Raw genomic sequence first — 16,696 nt, forward strand, 5'->3', positions numbered from 1 at the left:
TTGTGCACATTTTGAAATGTGTCACCCATCCTGTGGGAGCTGGCTTGCCAGCGATAGGGGCGCTACGGTCTCAAGCCTGTTCGAGCGCCACACCAGCACCCATCAATCCGGAATACGGCGCCGTCACCAGCCACACCGGAATGCCTTTGAAATAATCGCTCATGCACCCCTTGTCGGCGAAGCACCGGGCAAATCCGCTTTCAACGAAGAAATCGGCAAACCGCGGTATCACCCCGCCCACGATGTACACGCCGCCACGCCCACCGGTGGTGAGGACGTTGTTGCCGGCCACGCGGCCGAGCCAGCAGCAGAACTGTTCTAGCACTTCCAGCGCAACCGGGTCACCCGCCAACCCGGCCGCGGTGATCGCTTCCGGTGTTTCGAGCACCGCTTCATGGCCGTCCACCGCACAAATCGCCCGGTAAACACGCGGCAAGCCGCTGCCGCTCAACGCCGTTTCGGCGCTGACATGCCCGATCTCATTGAAGATGTGCTGCCATAGCTGGGTTTCCCGCAGACTGCTCAAAGGCAGATCGACGTGACCGCCCTCGCCCGGCAATGCGGCGAAACGGCCCTCTCCCAGGTCCAGCAAGGTGCCAACGCCCAGGCCGGTGCCCGGACCAATGACCACCGCGGGCCGCAACGGCTCCGGCGTACCTTCGCACACCACTCGAAACTCATCCGGCTGCAAACGGGTCATGCCAAGCGCCATGGCGGAGAAGTCATTCACCAGCAGCAGCTGGTCCACCTGCAAGGTCTTGCAGAACCCCTCGCGGCTCAGGCGCCAGTGATTGTTGGTGAACTTGAATTCATCGCCGCTCACCGGGCCGGCGACCGACAGGCACACCGAACCGATCGAACCCGGCTTCAGCCCCAGCCCGCCAAGGTAGACGCCAATGGCCTCTTCCGGACTGGTGTGGTCCGCGGTCGGCAGCACCTGGATAGATTCCAGCTGCTGGTTTTTCCACAACGCAAAACGCGCGTTGGTTCCTCCGATGTCACCGACCAAAGCCAGTTTCAATTAAGCGTCTCCAGGGCAGAAGTAAAGGCGCTGGCGCCCTGCTCCGCCGAGCTGAAGGCCATGCGCATGAAGCCAAATAATTCGCGACCGCTGCCGATGTTATTGCCCAGAAGGCCCTTGGCCGGTTCGCGTTTGGCGAATTCGTCGGCGTCCACCTTAAGCTCAAGAGTGCCTTTGACGCCATCGACGCGGATGATATCGCCCTCTTGCACCCGCGCCAAAGCGCCACCCACATAGGCTTCGGGGCTGACATGGATAGCGGCCGGGATTTTCCCCGAGGCACCGGACATGCGCCCGTCAGTCACCAGCGCGACTTTGAAGCCTCGATCCTGCAACACACCGAGGAACGGCGTCATCTTGTGCAGTTCCGGCATGCCATTGGAGCGCGGCCCCTGGAAGCGCATCACGGCGACAAAATCTTTCTCCAGCAAACCTGCCTTGAAAGCATCGGCCAGGTCCTGCTGATCCTGGAACACCATTGCCGGTGCTTCGACGATCTGGTTTTCCAGCGCTACGGCGGAGACTTTCATCACGCCACGTCCGAGGTTGCCTTCCATTACACGCAAGCCGCCCTCTGCCGAGAACGCACGCGCCACCGGACGCAGAATCTCTTCGTCGAGGCTGTCGGTCGGTCCTTCGCGCCAGACCAGCTCGCCGTTATCGAGGAACGGTTCCACGGTGTAGCGGCTCAGGCCGTGGCCGAGCACGGTGTTGACGTTTTCATGCAGCAACCCGGCTTCCAGCAGCTCGCGGATCAGGAACGACATGCCGCCCGCCGCCTGGAAGTGGTTGATGTCGGCTTTGCCGTTCGGGTAAACGTGGCTCAGGGTCGGCACCACCTCAGAGAGGTCGGCCATGTCTTGCCAGGTCAACTGAATACCCGCCGCCATGGCGATCGCCGGCATGTGCAGGGTGTGGTTGGTCGAGCCGCCCGTGGCGTGCAGGGCCACAATCGAGTTGACCAGCGAACGCTCATCGACGATTTCGCCGATGGGCATGAAGTCGCCATTTTGCTTGGTCAGTCGGGTGACTTGGTGGGCGGCTTCACGGGTCAGCGCATCGCGCAGCGGCGTGTTCGGGTTGACGAAAGAAGCGCCCGGCAGGTGCAGGCCCATGACTTCCATCAGCAGCTGGTTGGTGTTGGCGGTGCCGTAGAACGTGCACGTGCCAGGGCTGTGGTAGGACTTCATCTCCGATTCCAGCAGCTCTTCGCGAGTTGCCTTGCCTTCGGCGTAGCGCTGGCGCACATCCGCTTTCTGCTTGTTGGAAATGCCCGAGACCATTGGCCCGCCCGGTACGAAGATCGTCGGCAGATGACCAAAACGCAGGGCGCCCATCATCAGGCCCGGCACGATCTTGTCGCAGATGCCCAGCATCAGCGCGCCGTCAAACATGTTGTGCGACAGCGCCACGGCCGTCGACATCGCAATCACTTCACGGCTCGGCAGGCTCAGTTCCATGCCGGGCTCGCCCTGGGTCACGCCGTCGCACATGGCCGGTGTGCCGCCCGCGAACTGACCGACCGAGCCGATTTCGCGCAGGGCCTTTTTGATCTGTTCAGGGAAGACTTCGTACGGCTGATGCGCCGACAGCATGTCGTTATATGACGAAACAATTGCAATGTTTGCGGAGTTCATCATCCGCAAGCTGTTCTTGTCGTCGGTGCCGCAACCGGCGACGCCGTGGGCGAAGTTGGCGCATTGCAGCTTGCCGCGCATCGGACCGTCGCTGGCCGCACCGCGAATCAGTGCAAGGTAGGCCTCACGCGTGGCGCGGCTACGGGCGATAAGCCGTTCGGTGACCTCAAGGACGCGGGGATGCATGTGTAGAACTCCAGGCTAACGGATGTGGCGACCTGATTGTCTATGCTGAACAAGCACCGCTGTGATTGGGATGACAGGCGGTTTTCTTGATCATTCGGACCAGTTGATTCAGGTCACTCGTTGTAGATTGAACAAAATATTGCCATTAAAAAGGCTTGTTTTCTATTTTTATGCGAATAATCTTGTAATTCCAACAACAAAACGACGGCGGCCCATTTAAATGACTCTACGAATTGCTATCAATGGTTTTGGCCGGATTGGCCGCAACGTCCTTCGTGCACTGTATACCCAAGGCTATCGTCAGGATTTGCAGATCGTCGCCATCAACGACTTGGGTGACAGCTCGATCAATGCGCATTTGCTCAAGTACGACACTGTTCACGGCACGTTCGACGCCGATGTTCAGCATGACCAGGAAAGCCTGACCGTCAACGGCGACCGTATTGCCGTCAGTGCCATTCGCAATCCGGCAGACCTGCCTTGGGCAGCCGAAAAAATTGATGTGGTGTTCGAATGCACCGGTCTTTTCACAGACCGGGCCAAAGCCGCCGCGCATATTACGGCCGGCGCGCGCAAAGTCATCATCTCCGCCCCGGCCAAAGGCGCCGACGCCACCGTGGTGTATGGGGTGAACCACGACATTCTGCGCCAGTCCCACCAGATCATTTCCAACGCGTCGTGCACCACCAACTGCCTGGCCCCGGTGGCCCAGGTGCTGCATCGCGAACTGGGCATCGAAAGCGGCCTGATGACCACGATTCACGCCTACACCAATGACCAGAACCTGACCGACGTCTATCACACCGACCCGTATCGCGCTCGTTCGGCTACCCAGAACATGATCCCGAGCAAGACCGGCGCCGCAGAAGCGGTCGGCCTGGTGCTGCCGGAACTGGCCGGCAAACTGACCGGCATGGCAGTGCGTGTTCCCGTGATCAACGTGTCGCTGGTGGACCTGACCGTACAACTCAAGCGCGAAGCCTCGGCTGACGAAGTGAACGCCCTGCTCAAGGAAGCCAGCCAGCATTCGAAGATTCTGGGCTACAACACCCTGCCCCTGGTTTCCAGTGACTTCAATCACAACCCGCTGTCGTCGATCTTCGATGCCAATCACACAAAATCCAGCGGCAAGCTGCTCAAGGTGCTGGCCTGGTACGACAACGAATGGGGCTTCTCCAACCGCATGCTCGATAACTGCCTGGCGTTGTGTAACGCGGAGTAATGCTCCGCTAAACCAGGCTCACCACGGCCCACTACAGGCATCGCGCAGTCTTTCACAATTCTGTGCTTGACCTCTCGAGCGGATGATAAGCATTATCATTCGCTCGAAATGGATCAGGTTCTCCCGTGAGTCAGTCGCGCTTCAATCACGTCTTCATCGCCCAGCGGGTTTCGCTGCTGCGCACGCTGGAGCGGATGGTCAACAATCACAGCACCGCCGAAGACCTCTTGCAGGAGACCTACCTGCGAGTGACGCGGGCGCTCAGTGAGCGTGCCATCGATCACCTTGAACCTTTTGTTTTCCAGACGGCCCGCAATTTGGCGCTGGATCATTTGCGTGCGCGCCGCATTCAGTCCCGCACCCTGCTCGACGACGTGCCGATGGAGGTGGTGGAAAGTGTCGCCGCCCCGGTCAGCAGTGCCGAGGACGCCGCTCATGCCGAACAGTTGCTGGAGCATTTGAACGTGAGCCTCAACCAACTCAGCGCCCGCCAGCAGCAGATCTTCATTCTCAGCCGTCTGCACGGGCACAGCTATCTGGAAATTGCCCAGAAGCTCGACGTGTCGTTGAGCACCGTGCAAAAGGAACTGAAGCTGATCATGGCGATCTGCATCGGTGTTGCCGAACGTCTGAACGGCGACTGAGTTGGCGAGGCTTTGCTACCCTTGCCTCCTTTTCACGCTTCATCCAAAAAACAGCGGTGCACAGACACTGCCGAGGAAACACCGTGACGGACACCCGCCGCCCGCCTCCGCCCGCCCCGGCGCAGGACTCCGCAAGCGCGATGGACCAGGCCCTGGACTGGCTGATCGTGCTGGGCAGTCCGAGCGAGGATCAGACCCGAGAGTTTCAAGACTGGCTTGCTGCCGATCCCTTGAATGCCCAAGCGTTTGCCAAAGCCCAGGCCATCTGGGACGGCCCGCAGGTGGTGCAATGCGCGCAAACACTGGCCGCTCGACCGCCGAAGGTGACGGTGCTGTCGCGCCTGCGCCCGCACTGGAAACCCCTGGCCACTGCGGCCGTCCTGATCCTCGGCCTGTTCAGTTTCAGCAACCTGCCCATGCGCCTGCAGGCCGATCACCTGACCGTGGTCGGTGAACGCCAGCGACTGCAATTGGAGGACGGCTCGAAAGTCCTGCTGAACACCAACTCGGCCTTTTCCAGCACCATTAATGATCAGCAACGCGTGGCTCGTTTGTATCAGGGCGAGGCGTTTTTCGAGGTGCCGGCCAATCGGGGCAAACCGCTGGAAATTGACGCCGGCCCGGTCAAGGCCAGCGTGCGCGATACAGCATTTGCCGTGCGCTACCTCGACGGCGTGGCACAGGTCCAGGTGCAGCGCGGGGATGTCGATTTGCGCGCCACCCGTGACGATGCCCGGATTCGCTTGTCCGCCGGGGAAAGTATCCGCATCGGCCCCAACGGCTTTGATCGTCCGGCCAAACTCGACGCCGCCACCGAGCTGGCCTGGGTCCAGGGCAGGCTGGTCTTCGAGAACTGCCCACTGAGCCAGGTGCTGGCTGAACTGCGCCGTTACTACCCCGGCTGGATCATCAACAACAATGAGCAATTGGCCGACGTCGCCGTCACCGGCAATTACCGGCTCGATCAGCCGCTGGACGTGGTGCGTTCACTCGCCCACATCACCTCGGCACGCCTTCAGGAATTCCCTGCGTTGGTGATCTTGAACTAAATGAGAATTATTTTTACTCGATAGCTGAAGCTCGTTCGTCTCGTTATAGCCAATGCAATTGATTCGCATCTCTAAATGCAAATCAGCACCTATAAAGATTCGTGCGACACGGAGCGCTATCGATGTCCTCTCGCCTTACCCGCCAGTCCTCTTCACCTTCACGCGTGCTGTCGCTGCTGACCGCAGCCATCCTGATGGCCGGCAGCGCGCCGCTGATGGCCGCCACCGCCGCCGAGAAATCGACCCGCAACATGGGCGATTACTCGTTCGCCATTCCTCAGCAATCGCTGGTGTCGGCACTCAACGCGTTTACCACTGTGACGGGGTGGCAGGTCGGGTTCTCCGCCGAGCTCGCGCAGGGTGTGGCCTCCCCGGGTGTGCGCGGTTCCTTGCCGCCGGAAAAAGCCCTTGATCGCCTGTTGGTGGGGACCAACCTGAGTTATCGCAAACTGGGTAACAACAACATCGTGCTTGAGCTGCGCACCAACACCGGCTCGCTCAACCTGCAACAGATGACCATCAGCGCGACCCGTCAGGAACAGGACGTGAGCAGCGTGCCGAGCACGGTCACCGTGCACACCCGTGAAGAACTGGACCGCAACAACGTCAATTCCATCAAGGATCTGGTGCGTTACGAGCCCGGCGTTTCCGTGGGCGGCGCGGGTCAGCGCTCCGGCATCACCGGGTACAACATCCGCGGCATCGACGGTGACCGGGTGTTGACCCAGGTCGATGGCGTACAAGTCCCGGACGGCTTCTTCAACGGTCCCTATGCTCAGACCAACCGCAACTATGTCGACCCGGAAATCGTCAAGCGCGTGGAAATCCTGCGCGGCCCGGCATCCGTGCTTTACGGCAGCAACGCCATCGGTGGCGCTGTCAGCTACTACACACTGGACCCGGACGACATCATCAAACCCGGCGAAGACGTTGGCGCGCGCCTGAAGACCGGTTACAGCTCGGCTGACGAGAGCTGGCTGACGTCCGGCACCGTGGCCGGCCGTACCGGTGACTTCGACGGTTTGTTGCACCTGAGCCAGCGCAACGGCCACGAAACCGAGTCCTACGGTGAAACCGGCGGCACCGGCCTCAATCGCACCGAAGCCAACCCTGAAGACGTGCGCACTACCAACATTCTGGCCAAGCTCGGCTGGAACTACGCCGACGACGCACGCTTCGGCCTTACCTATGAACACTACAAGGACGATCGGGACACCAATCAGCTGAGTGCGGTCGGTGGTCCGTTCAATGCGGGGCGCGGTATGGGCTTCTACAAGTCTCGCAGTGGCAACAACACCATTACTCGTGAACGCTTCGGCATCGAAAATAGTTTCGGCCTCGACAGTGTTCTCGCGGACAACATCAAATGGACGCTGAATTATCAAATCGCCAAGACCGACGAGAGCACACAGGAAATCTACGCGCCGCCCGCTCGAACCGTTCTGCGCAACCGCGACACCACCTACAAAGATCGCCAATGGGTTTTCGATGTTCAGGCTGACAAGGCGTTCGCCATCGCCGACACCGATCACGTCTTCACCTACGGCACCACCATCAAGCAGGACAAAGTCACCGGCCTGCGTACCGGTAATGGCACCTGCCTGACCGTGTTCGGTGCCTGCCGCGCCGTCGGTGCTCCAAGCGCCTCCGATACCCTGACCCCGGCCAGCGACTTCCCGGACCCGACCATCAACACCTACAGCCTGTTCGCCCAGGATCAGATCAGCTGGAACAACTGGACCTTCGTGCCCGGCCTGCGCTACGACTACACCCAGCTCAAGCCACGCCTGACCGATGAGTTCCTGGCCACCGCCGACCAGAGCGGCAACGGCGAAGTGGACGATGACAACAAGACCTGGCATCGCCTGTCGCCGAAGTTCGGCACCACTTACCAGTTCAACGATCACTACACCTGGTACGGCCAGTACGCGGAAGGCTTCCGAACACCGTCCGCCAAAGCCCTTTATGGTCGTTTCGAAAACATCAACGGCGGCTATCAGGTCGCGCCTAATCCGGACCTCGAGCCGGAGAAGAGCAAGAGCTATGAAACCGGCCTGCGCGGACAGTTTGAAGCAGGCACCTTCGATGTCGCGGTGTTCTATAACAAGTACCGCGATTTCATCAACGAAAACGCCATCACCCCCGGTTACAACGAACTCACCTTCCAGAGCAACAACATCAAGCACGCCACCATCAAGGGTCTGGAGCTCAAGGGTCGCCTGAACCTCGATACGTTCGGGGCGCCAAACGGCCTCTACACGCAGGGTTCGTTGTCCTACCTCTACGGTCGCGACGATGACAGCGGCGAACCGCTGAACAGCATCAACCCGCTGACCGGCGTGTTCGGCCTGGGTTACGACCAGGACAAATACGGTGCGTTGATGAGCTGGACACTGGTCAAGCGCAAGGACCGGGTCGACAGCACCAACTTCAATACACCGGATGGCACCAGCACCCAGTTCAAGACGCCGGGCTATGGCGTGCTCGACCTGGCGGGCTTTTACAAAGTGACCGACGACGTGACCGTCAACGCCGGTTTGTACAACCTGACCAACAAGAAGTACTGGCAGTGGGATGACGTACGCGGCTACGACAGCGTGGGCGAAGCCTCGGTGACTCAACCGGCGAACCTCGACCGCCTGACGCAGCCAGGTCGCAACTTCTCGGTGAATCTGGTCTGGGACATCTGATCCTGCCCACCTCATGGCGCGGTCGTTTAAAGGCGGCGTCATGAGGTTTTTTTACTGTCCGGCGCCTCCCCGTTCGTCTCGTTACCAAGCGCCTCTTTCCCTCAAGGACTTCTCATGACCACTCAGGACACCACTCAACGCCCTGCTCTGCGTTCGCAACGCTTGAACCAGATCACCAACGAGCCACACACCAAACTCGATGCGCTGGTCAAAGCCCACGCACCGTTCGAAACCCAGGCCAATTTCGCCCGTTTCGTGGTGGCGCAATACTTGTTCCAGTCAGAACTGGTGCCGCTGTACAACGATGCCGAATTGACCGCCATCGTCCCGGACCTGCCGGCTCGCTGCCGTGCCGAAGCGGCCAAGGCTGACCTGGCGGATCTGGACACCGAAGTCCCGGCACCTGTCGCCGGCGCGGTGAAAAAACCGTCCAAAGCCGAGGCGCTGGGTTGGTTGTTCGTGTCCGAAGGGTCGAAGCTGGGTGCGGCCTTCCTGATCAAGCGCGCAGTGGGTCTGGGCTTGAGCGAAACGTTTGGCGCTCGCCACCTCGCCGAACCGGCTGGCGGCCGCGCTGAAGGCTGGAAAAGCTTCGTCAAAACACTCGACGGACTGGAGCTGAGCGCGCAGGAAGAAGCGGAGCTGGATAAAGGCGCGATAGACGCCTTCAACCGCTTTACTGTGTTGTTGGAGCAGGCTCACTCCTACAAGGAACTGTGTCAGCCTGTAAGATCCCGATTTCGTCCCACCTGCGTTTCCGAGCCAAATGTCTCAACCATCCTCCTCAAAACTCGTGCGCGTCCTCTTCGGCCTGCTGGCTTACGTCAGCCTGGGCATAGGCTTGATCGCCATTGTCGTGCCCGGCCTGCCGACCACCGAGTTCATCCTGCTGGCCGCCTGGGCCGCGACCAGGAGTTCGCCGCGTCTCAGTGCCTGGCTGGAGAACCATCGGCTGTTCGGACCGATCCTCAGCAACTGGCGCAACGGCAAAATCATCGCGCGCCGGGCCAAGGTCAGTGCCACCGTCAGCATGTTGCTGTGCGCTGGTTTGATGCTGATCATGCTCGACCACGGCTGGCCGGTTTACCTCGCCATCGCCGGCATGAGCCTGGGCAATCTGTGGATCTGGTCAAGACCGGAATCCTCACCACAACCCTCCTGAACCACACCCCCCTGTAACGAGGAAGTTCACTCCCGCTGGGTGGCGAAGCCGCCCCTCTTTTGCCCGCTTCCCTCACATCAAATTCCCGTTCGCCCAGACCGACGCGCCCCCGCCAACCGCCCGCAAATCCCGCGCAAACGCTTGCGAAGACCGTTCATCGGCTTTTACTCATGCAAACTTCCCCCACGCCGATGTTTCTCCAATGGCGCTGAATGGACTTGGCGAACCGGGTCGATCCCGACTCATAGCCAACACCTCATCCATTTGCGAGTTCGCCCTATGTTCGACTCTCTTTCCATCCGCCTGAAAATCGTTCTGCTGTCCGGCCTGTGCCTGCTAGGCGTGGTCGCCCTGATCGTCAGCATGAACTTCTACCAGACCAATCAGAACGATGAGCTGGTCAGCACCTCCAGCAGCAAAATGCTCACTGACAGCGTGCAGGATCTGCTGCAGGCCAAGGCAGCAGAGCAAGCCGTGCGGGTGCAGAAGACCTTTGGCGAAAGCCTGATGGTGGTGACGGCGCTGGCCGATCAGGTCAAGGATATGCGCAGCATGGCCGCCAAGCGTTCGCTTGACGCAGGCGCGGTGCGTGAAGAGTTGAATCAGAGCCTGAAAACCGCCTTCGAACGTAACAGCAAAGTGCTCGGCATCTGGCTCGCGTTCGAACCCAATGGCCTGGACGGCAAGGACAGCGAGTTCGCCAATGACGCGGCCCGTCAATCCAACGAAGCCGGTCGTTTCGCCACCTATTGGAGCCGTGCCGGCGGCGCCGGGTTAAACACGATCATGGTCGAAGACGACATGACCAAGACCACGCAGAACATCAACGGCACCCCTTACAACAGCTGGTACACCTGCCCTCGTGACAGCAAACGCACCTGCCTGCTGGACCCGTATGCCGATACGGTCGGTGGCAAGGAAATGCTGATGACCACCATTTCCGTACCGCTGCTGGTGGACGGGAAATCCATCGGCGTGGTGGGTATCGACATTGCTCTCGACGCCCTGCAAGCCGCGGCCGTTGATTCCCAGCGCGACCTGTTCGACGGCGCCGGCCACATGCTGATCGTCTCCGGCACCGGTGTGCTCGCAGGCTTCAGTGTTGACGCCAGCAAGGTCGGTAAAAGCATCGGTGACACCCTCGGCGCTGACGGCAAGGAAGTGCTGCAACTGCTCAATGCGGGCATCCCGAAGATTCTCGAACAGGGCGAGTTGATCCGCGCGGTTTATCCGGTCAGCCCGATTGCCGATTCCAAGGCCTGGGGCATCGTGATCGACCTGCCGAAACAGGTGCTGCTGGCCGACTCGGTGAAACTGCAAGCCGTACTTGATGATGTCCAGCAAAGCAGCACCATTAAAGCCGTACTGGTGGCCGTAGCAGCCGGAACGGTAGGCCTCTTGCTGATCTGGCTCACCGCCTCCGGAGTGACTCGCCCGATCAACAGCGTCGCTGAAATGCTCAAGGCCATTGCCAGTGGCGACGGCGATCTGACGCAGCGTCTGCACTACAGCAAGAAAGACGAACTGGGGGAACTGGTCAGCTGGTTCAACCGTTTCCTCGACAAGCTGCAACCGACGATCGCGCAGATCAAACAGAGCATCACCGACGCCCGCGGCACCGCCGATCAGTCCTCGGAAATCGCTCGCCGGACCAGCGAAGGCATGCAGGTGCAGTTCCGCGAGATCGACCAGGTGGCCACCGCCTCCAACGAAATGAGCGCCACCGCCCACGATGTCGCCAACAGCGCATCGAACGCAGCGAATGCGGCAAAGGGTGCCGATCAATCGGCCCGCGATGGCATGTCGATCATCGAGCGCAGCACCCGGGACATCAATCAGCTGGCCGACGAAGTCAGCAAGGCAGTGACTGAAGTCGAAGCCTTGGCGGTCAACAGTGAGCAGATCGGTTCGGTGCTGGAAGTGATCCGCAGCATTGCCGAACAAACCAACCTGCTGGCCCTCAACGCAGCCATCGAAGCCGCCCGTGCCGGCGAGAGCGGTCGTGGTTTTGCGGTGGTGGCCGATGAGGTACGCAACCTGGCCAAACGGACGCAGGATTCGGTGGAAGAAATTCGCAGTGTGATCGAGCGCATTCAAACCGGTACTCGTGGCGTGGTGGCGACCATGCATTCGAGCCAGACCCAGGCCCACAGCAACGCCGGACAGATCCAGCAAGCGGTTCAGGCCTTGAGCAAAATCAGTGATGCGGTCACCGTGATCAGCGACATGAACCTGCAAATCGCCAGCGCCGCCGAACAGCAGAGTGCCGTGGCCGAAGAGGTCAACCGCAATGTCTCGGCCATCCGTACCGTCACCGAAACCCTGACCGGGCAAGCCACCGAATCGGCGCAAATCAGCAGCCACCTGAATTCGCTGACGACCCATCAGATGAAACTGATGGATCAGTTCCGCGTTTAAGTTCGCGACGCGGTTCCTTTGCAGGAGTGAGCCTGCTCGCGAACGCTTTTACATTCAACAGTGATGTCGACTGATGAACCGCGATCGCGAGCAGGCTCACTCCTACAAGGATTTCACGCCTGATTTACCTCCCACAGGTTTCATCCGGCCTGTCATCTGATTTGTTCTATGATCGGGCTCTCGTTCCGGAGGGCCTTCGATGACTGATTTACTCACGTCCATTCAAGCCGCACTCGGCTTGCCTCATACCCCGATTGCCTTCACGTCGAGCGGCGCGCTGCCCTCGGCGTTCGCGGTCACCGACCTGGCCTGCGCCAGCATTGCCACCGCAGGCCAAGCTGTCAGCGAGCTATTGCAGCAGCACACCGGCCGCCTCCCCCACCTTGAAGTCGATCGACGTCTGGCGTCCTTCTGGTTCGCCACCTCGATTCGCCCATTGGGCTGGAGTGTTCCGCCGATGTGGGACCCGGTTGCGGGCGACTACGCGACCCAAGACGGCTGGATCCGCCTGCACACCAATGCGCCTCATCACCGAGCGGCGGCTGAAACAGTGCTCGGCGCCGTCGACAACCGCGCCGCGATGGCCAGCCACGTGGCGCGATGGGCCAAGTCCGATCTGGAACAGGCGGTGGTCGACGCCGGTGGTTGTGCGGCCGAAATGCGAACCTGGGCTCAGTGGCAGGCGCATCCCCAAGGTCAGGCAGTCAACGCCGAGCCTCTGGTTCACTTCGAAAACAACGGTCATTCACCTGAAAAACCATGGCGTGGTTCGGTGGCGAGACCCTTGGCCGGGATCAAGGTACTGGACCTGACCCGCGTCCTCGCCGGCCCCGTTGCCAGCCGTTTCCTCGCAGGCCTCGGCGCCGATGTATTGCGCATCGACCCGCCCACCTGGAATGAACCGGGTGTGATTCCGGAAGTGACTTTGGGCAAACGCTGCGCTCGCCTGGACCTGCATGCCCCAGCGGATCGCGCTGTTTTCGAACACCTGCTCAAGGACGCCGACGTTCTGCTCCACGGCTACCGCGCCGATGCCCTGGAACGTCTCGGCTACGGCGTCGCTGAACGCCAGCGACTGGCGCCCGGCCTGGTCGACGTCTGCCTCAATGCCTATGGCTGGAGCGGCCCGTGGCAGAACCGCAGAGGCTTCGACAGCCTGGTGCAAATGAGCAGCGGCATCGCCGAGGCGGGCATGCACTGGAAGCGCGCAGACAAGCCAACGCCGCTGCCTTTGCAAGCGCTCGATCACGCGACCGGGTATTTGATGGCGGCCAGTGCGATCCGGTTGCTGGGAACGGGAGGATCAGCACGCTTGTCGTTAGCGCGCACGGCGAAGTTGTTGATTGAAGCCGGCGCCGGGACGGATGAACCCTTGCACGCGGAGGACGAGAACGATCAGGGAATACTGGTCGAGCAGACGCCTTGGGGTCCGGCGCATCGATTGCAGGTGCCGCTGAAAATCACCGGTACGCCGGTGGAGTGGGAGCTTCCTGCCTCTGAATTAGGCTCACATCGCGCGCAGTGGTGGTGATCTTGAGATAGCTTTGGCGAGCAGGCTTTGCTCTTTCGCAAATCCTTGCCGGATTTCACCATTGGCCCGCCCCAAGGCATACTTGCGTCCCTCCGCACGCCAGAATCAAAAACCGCCCCATGCGTATCCACGTCAGCTTCATCGACCGAGTCGGCATTACCCAGGAAGTCCTGGCCTTGCTGGGTGGGCGCAATCTCAATCTGGACGCGGTGGAAATGGTGCCGCCCAACGTCTATATCGACGCCCCGACCCTGAGTCCGGAAGTGCTTGAGGAGCTGCGCGACGCTCTGTTTAGCGTGCGCGGTGTGCAAGCGGTGACCGTGGTGGACATTCTGCCCGGCCAGCGCCGGCACCTGCAGCTCGATGCCCTGCTCGCCGCCATGACCGACCCGGTGCTGGCACTCGACAGTGCCGGCAACGTCTTGCTGGCCAATCCGGCAATGATTGCGCTGTATGGGCGCGAACCGGCCGGTGAAAGCGTCGCCGAGCTGTTTGCCGATCCGGCCCTGCTCGATGCGTTGCTTGAACAGGGATTTCGCCTGCCGCTGCGCGAGATCACCGTCAACGGCCAGACCCTGTTATTGGACGCCACGCCCATCACCGACGCCGGCGCCCTGCTGACGCTGTATCAACCCAATCGCATCGGCGAACGCCTGTCGGCGTTGCACCATGATCATGCCGAAGGCTTCGATGCATTGCTCGGCGAGTCCCCGGCAATTCGTACGCTCAAGGCGCGTGCCCAGCGAGTTGCCGCCCTCGATGCCCCCCTGCTGATTCAAGGTGAAACCGGTACGGGTAAAGAACTGGTAGCCCGCGCCTGCCACGCCATCAGTGCCCGGCACAGTTCACCGTTTCTTGCGTTGAATTGCGCGGCACTGCCGGAGAACCTCGCCGAAAGCGAACTGTTCGGCTATGCCCCTGGCGCCTTTACCGGCGCGCAACGCGGCGGTAAGCCAGGGCTGATGGAACTGGCCAACCAGGGCACGGTATTTCTGGATGAAATCGGTGAGATGTCGCCTTACCTGCAGGCGAAACTGCTGCGATTCCTCAACGACGGCAGCTTCCGACGCGTGGGCGGTGATCGCGAGGTCAAGGTCAACGTGCGCATCCTCAGTGCGACGCACCGCGACCTGGAAAAAATGGTCAGCGAAGGCACCTTCCGTGAAGACCTGTTCTATCGCCTCAACGTCTTGAATGTCGAAGTCCCGCCGTTACGCGAACGGGGTCAGGATATTCTGCTGCTCGCTCGCTACTTCATGCAGCAAGCGTGTGCGCAAATCCAGCGTCCGGTGTGTCGCCTGGCGCCGGGCACTTATCCGGCACTGTTGGGCAACCGCTGGCCGGGCAATGTGCGGCAGCTGCAGAACGTGATCTTCCGCGCCGCGGCGATTTGCGAAAGCAGTCTGGTGGACATTGGCGATCTGGACATCGCCGGCACCTCGGTGGCGCGTCAGAGCGACAACGATATCGACAGCCTGGAACAGGCCGTCGACGAGTTCGAAAAATCCCTGCTGGAAAAACTGTACGTCAGCTATCCCTCGACCCGGCAGTTGGCCAGTCGCCTGCAAACTTCACATACCGCGATTGCCCATCGGTTGCGCAAGTATGGGATTCCGAACAAGCCTTGAGGCTTGAGCTGAAACTCAATTCTGCAGGCGCTCCCACAAGGTTTAGGTTGTCTTAGAACCGTGTTGAAAAACGACCTCCACTTGTACTGAAAGCGCTACAGTGGAACGAAATCGCTACAAGCGCCTCCCCCCCCCCGTATTGCAAAGCTTTGATCCCCATAGCGTTTCTTCTTCTGCCTGTACTGTAGCGATATCGCTACAGAGAACAATCGTCGCCGTTTTATAAAACCCTTTAAACGCCTGATTTATAAGGATTAAACAACGTTGGCCGCGATATTGCTAAGTAACCCCCCATAAAGCAGGGCTTTGCCCAAGCATTCAATCGCGTCCACCAGACGAGTCTGGCCCCCTTAGGAGTTTCCATGAGCGAGTTGCGTTTTACTGAAGATCACGAATGGCTGCGCACCGAAGCTGACGGCACCGTCACAGTCGGTATCACCGCTTTCGCGCAAAACGCCCTGGGCGACGTGGTTTTCGTACAACTGCCCGAGCTGCAGTCCTACGACAAAGGCGCTGAAGCTTCTACCGTGGAATCGGTAAAAGCGGCCAGCGGCGTTTACATGCCGCTGGACGGTGAAGTGCTGGAAGTGAACCCGGCGCTCGACAGCAGCCCTGAGCTGGTCAACGAAGACCCGATGGGCGAAGGCTGGTTCTTCCGCTTCCAGCCAGTCGATCCTTCGGCTGTTGCCAAACTGCTGGATCAGGACGCCTACGACCGTCTGATCAAAGCCAACGCCGAAGCCTGAGGAGCGCCGACATGACTCAAATCAATTTCACCACTGCCAACGAATTCATCGCCCGCCACATCGGCCCGCGTTCCGGCGATGAGCAAGCCATGCTCAACAGCCTCGGCTTTGATTCCCTGGAAGCCTTGAGCGCCAGCGTGATTCCGGAAAGCATCAAAGGCACCAGCGTCCTGGGCATGGACGACGGTTTGAGCGAAGCCGACGCCCTGGCGTTGATCAAAGGCATCGCGGCCAAGAACCAGCTGTTCAAAACCTATATCGGCCAGGGTTACTACGGCACGCACACGCCGTCGCCGATCCTGCGCAACCTGTTGGAAAACCCGGCCTGGTACACCGCTTACACCCCCTACCAGCCGGAAATTTCCCAGGGCCGTCTCGAAGCGCTGTTGAACTTCCAGACCCTGATCAGCGACCTGACCGGCCTGCCGATTGCCAACGCTTCGCTGCTGGATGAAGCCACCGCGGCTGCCGAAGCCATGACCTTCTGCAAGCGCCTGAGCAAGAACAAAGGCAGCCACGCGTTCTTTGCGTCCGTGCATTGCCACCCGCAAACCCTGGATGTATTGCGCACCCGCGCCGAGCCATTGGGCATCGACGTCGTGGTCGGCGACGAGCGCGAGCTGAGCGACGTCAGCGCCTTCTTCGGCGCCCTGCTGCAGTATCCGGCGAGCAACGGCGACCTGTTCGATTACCGCGAACTGACCGAGCGTTTCCACGCGGCCAACGCACTGGTGGCGGTCGCGGCTGACTTGTTGGCGCTGACAG

11 protein-coding genes and 2 pseudogenes are annotated in these 16,696 nt (G+C 60.4%); 11 read left to right on the top strand and 2 right to left on the bottom strand.

Features of this window, described 5'->3' with window-relative positions; all coding sequences use genetic code 11:
• Positions 1–70 precede the first annotated feature (70 nt).
• Both GBC55_RS25545 and edd read right to left on the bottom strand, forming a co-directional pair.
• Complete coding sequence (locus GBC55_RS25545) at positions 71–1,021, bottom strand: glucokinase (protein WP_162440209.1); 951 nt, start codon at positions 1,019–1,021, stop codon at positions 71–73.
• A complete protein-coding gene (edd, locus tag GBC55_RS25550; RefSeq protein ID WP_162440208.1) occupies positions 1,018–2,844 on the bottom strand; it encodes a phosphogluconate dehydratase in 1,827 nt (608 codons plus the stop codon). Before edd ends, GBC55_RS25545 begins: the two co-directional genes overlap by 4 nt.
• A gap of 220 nt (positions 2,845–3,064) precedes the next feature.
• Between edd and gap the strand changes: the two genes are divergently transcribed.
• From gap to GBC55_RS25605, 11 genes and pseudogenes are all read left to right on the top strand, one after another.
• The gene (gene gap, locus GBC55_RS25555; RefSeq protein ID WP_162440207.1) at positions 3,065–4,066 is read left to right on the top strand and encodes a type I glyceraldehyde-3-phosphate dehydrogenase; all 1,002 of its coding nucleotides are present in this window, start codon (positions 3,065–3,067) and stop codon (positions 4,064–4,066) included.
• A gap of 125 nt (positions 4,067–4,191) precedes the next feature.
• The gene (locus GBC55_RS25560) at positions 4,192–4,710 is read left to right on the top strand and encodes an RNA polymerase sigma factor (protein ID WP_162440206.1); all 519 of its coding nucleotides are present in this window, start codon (positions 4,192–4,194) and stop codon (positions 4,708–4,710) included.
• Positions 4,711–4,793: 83 nt separating this feature from the next.
• Positions 4,794–5,759, top strand: a complete 966-nt coding sequence (locus GBC55_RS25565; protein WP_162440205.1) for a FecR domain-containing protein — start codon at positions 4,794–4,796, stop codon at positions 5,757–5,759.
• Between the two features lie 122 nt (positions 5,760–5,881).
• A complete protein-coding gene (locus tag GBC55_RS25570; RefSeq protein ID WP_162440204.1) occupies positions 5,882–8,449 on the top strand; it encodes a TonB-dependent receptor in 2,568 nt (855 codons plus the stop codon).
• Between the two features lie 114 nt (positions 8,450–8,563).
• A pseudogene (locus GBC55_RS25575) lies at positions 8,564–9,148 on the top strand (biliverdin-producing heme oxygenase); the annotation flags it as partial.
• A 64-nt stretch (positions 9,149–9,212) separates the two neighbouring features.
• Positions 9,213–9,608: a YbaN family protein gene (locus GBC55_RS25580; protein ID WP_162440224.1), complete on the top strand. Its 396-nt coding sequence runs from the start codon at positions 9,213–9,215 to the stop codon at positions 9,606–9,608.
• Between the two features lie 279 nt (positions 9,609–9,887).
• Complete coding sequence (locus GBC55_RS25585; RefSeq protein WP_162440203.1) at positions 9,888–12,026, top strand: methyl-accepting chemotaxis protein; 2,139 nt, start codon at positions 9,888–9,890, stop codon at positions 12,024–12,026.
• 199 nt (positions 12,027–12,225) lie between these two features.
• A complete protein-coding gene (locus GBC55_RS25590) occupies positions 12,226–13,557 on the top strand; it encodes a CoA transferase (protein ID WP_162440202.1) in 1,332 nt (443 codons plus the stop codon).
• A gap of 119 nt (positions 13,558–13,676) precedes the next feature.
• Positions 13,677–15,185, top strand: a complete 1,509-nt coding sequence (locus GBC55_RS25595; protein WP_162440201.1) for a sigma-54-dependent transcriptional regulator — start codon at positions 13,677–13,679, stop codon at positions 15,183–15,185.
• A gap of 362 nt (positions 15,186–15,547) precedes the next feature.
• Complete coding sequence (gcvH, locus tag GBC55_RS25600) at positions 15,548–15,931, top strand: glycine cleavage system protein GcvH (RefSeq protein WP_162440200.1); 384 nt, start codon at positions 15,548–15,550, stop codon at positions 15,929–15,931.
• Positions 15,932–15,942: 11 nt separating this feature from the next.
• Positions 15,943–16,696 (top strand): annotated as a pseudogene (locus tag GBC55_RS25605) (glycine dehydrogenase (aminomethyl-transferring)); the annotation flags it as partial.

Origin of the sequence: Pseudomonas sp. TNT3 (assembly GCF_010095445.2) — a bacterium.
GTDB lineage: Bacteria > Pseudomonadota > Gammaproteobacteria > Pseudomonadales > Pseudomonadaceae > Aquipseudomonas.

What these genes read in the sequence shown, in the direction of transcription:
- GBC55_RS25590 (WP_162440202.1), top strand. Translation starts at nt 12,226, where the DNA reads ATGACTGATTTACTCACGTCCATTCAAGCCGCACTCGGCTTGCCTCAT.
- GBC55_RS25580 (WP_162440224.1), top strand. Translation starts at nt 9,213, where the DNA reads ATGTCTCAACCATCCTCCTCAAAACTCGTGCGCGTCCTCTTCGGCCTG.
- edd (WP_162440208.1), bottom strand. Translation starts at nt 2,844, where the DNA reads ATGCATCCCCGCGTCCTTGAGGTCACCGAACGGCTTATCGCCCGTAGC.
- GBC55_RS25595 (WP_162440201.1), top strand. Translation starts at nt 13,677, where the DNA reads ATGCGTATCCACGTCAGCTTCATCGACCGAGTCGGCATTACCCAGGAA.
- GBC55_RS25570 (WP_162440204.1), top strand. Translation starts at nt 5,882, where the DNA reads ATGTCCTCTCGCCTTACCCGCCAGTCCTCTTCACCTTCACGCGTGCTG.
- gap (WP_162440207.1), top strand. Translation starts at nt 3,065, where the DNA reads ATGACTCTACGAATTGCTATCAATGGTTTTGGCCGGATTGGCCGCAAC.
- gcvH (WP_162440200.1), top strand. Translation starts at nt 15,548, where the DNA reads ATGAGCGAGTTGCGTTTTACTGAAGATCACGAATGGCTGCGCACCGAA.
- GBC55_RS25585 (WP_162440203.1), top strand. Translation starts at nt 9,888, where the DNA reads ATGTTCGACTCTCTTTCCATCCGCCTGAAAATCGTTCTGCTGTCCGGC.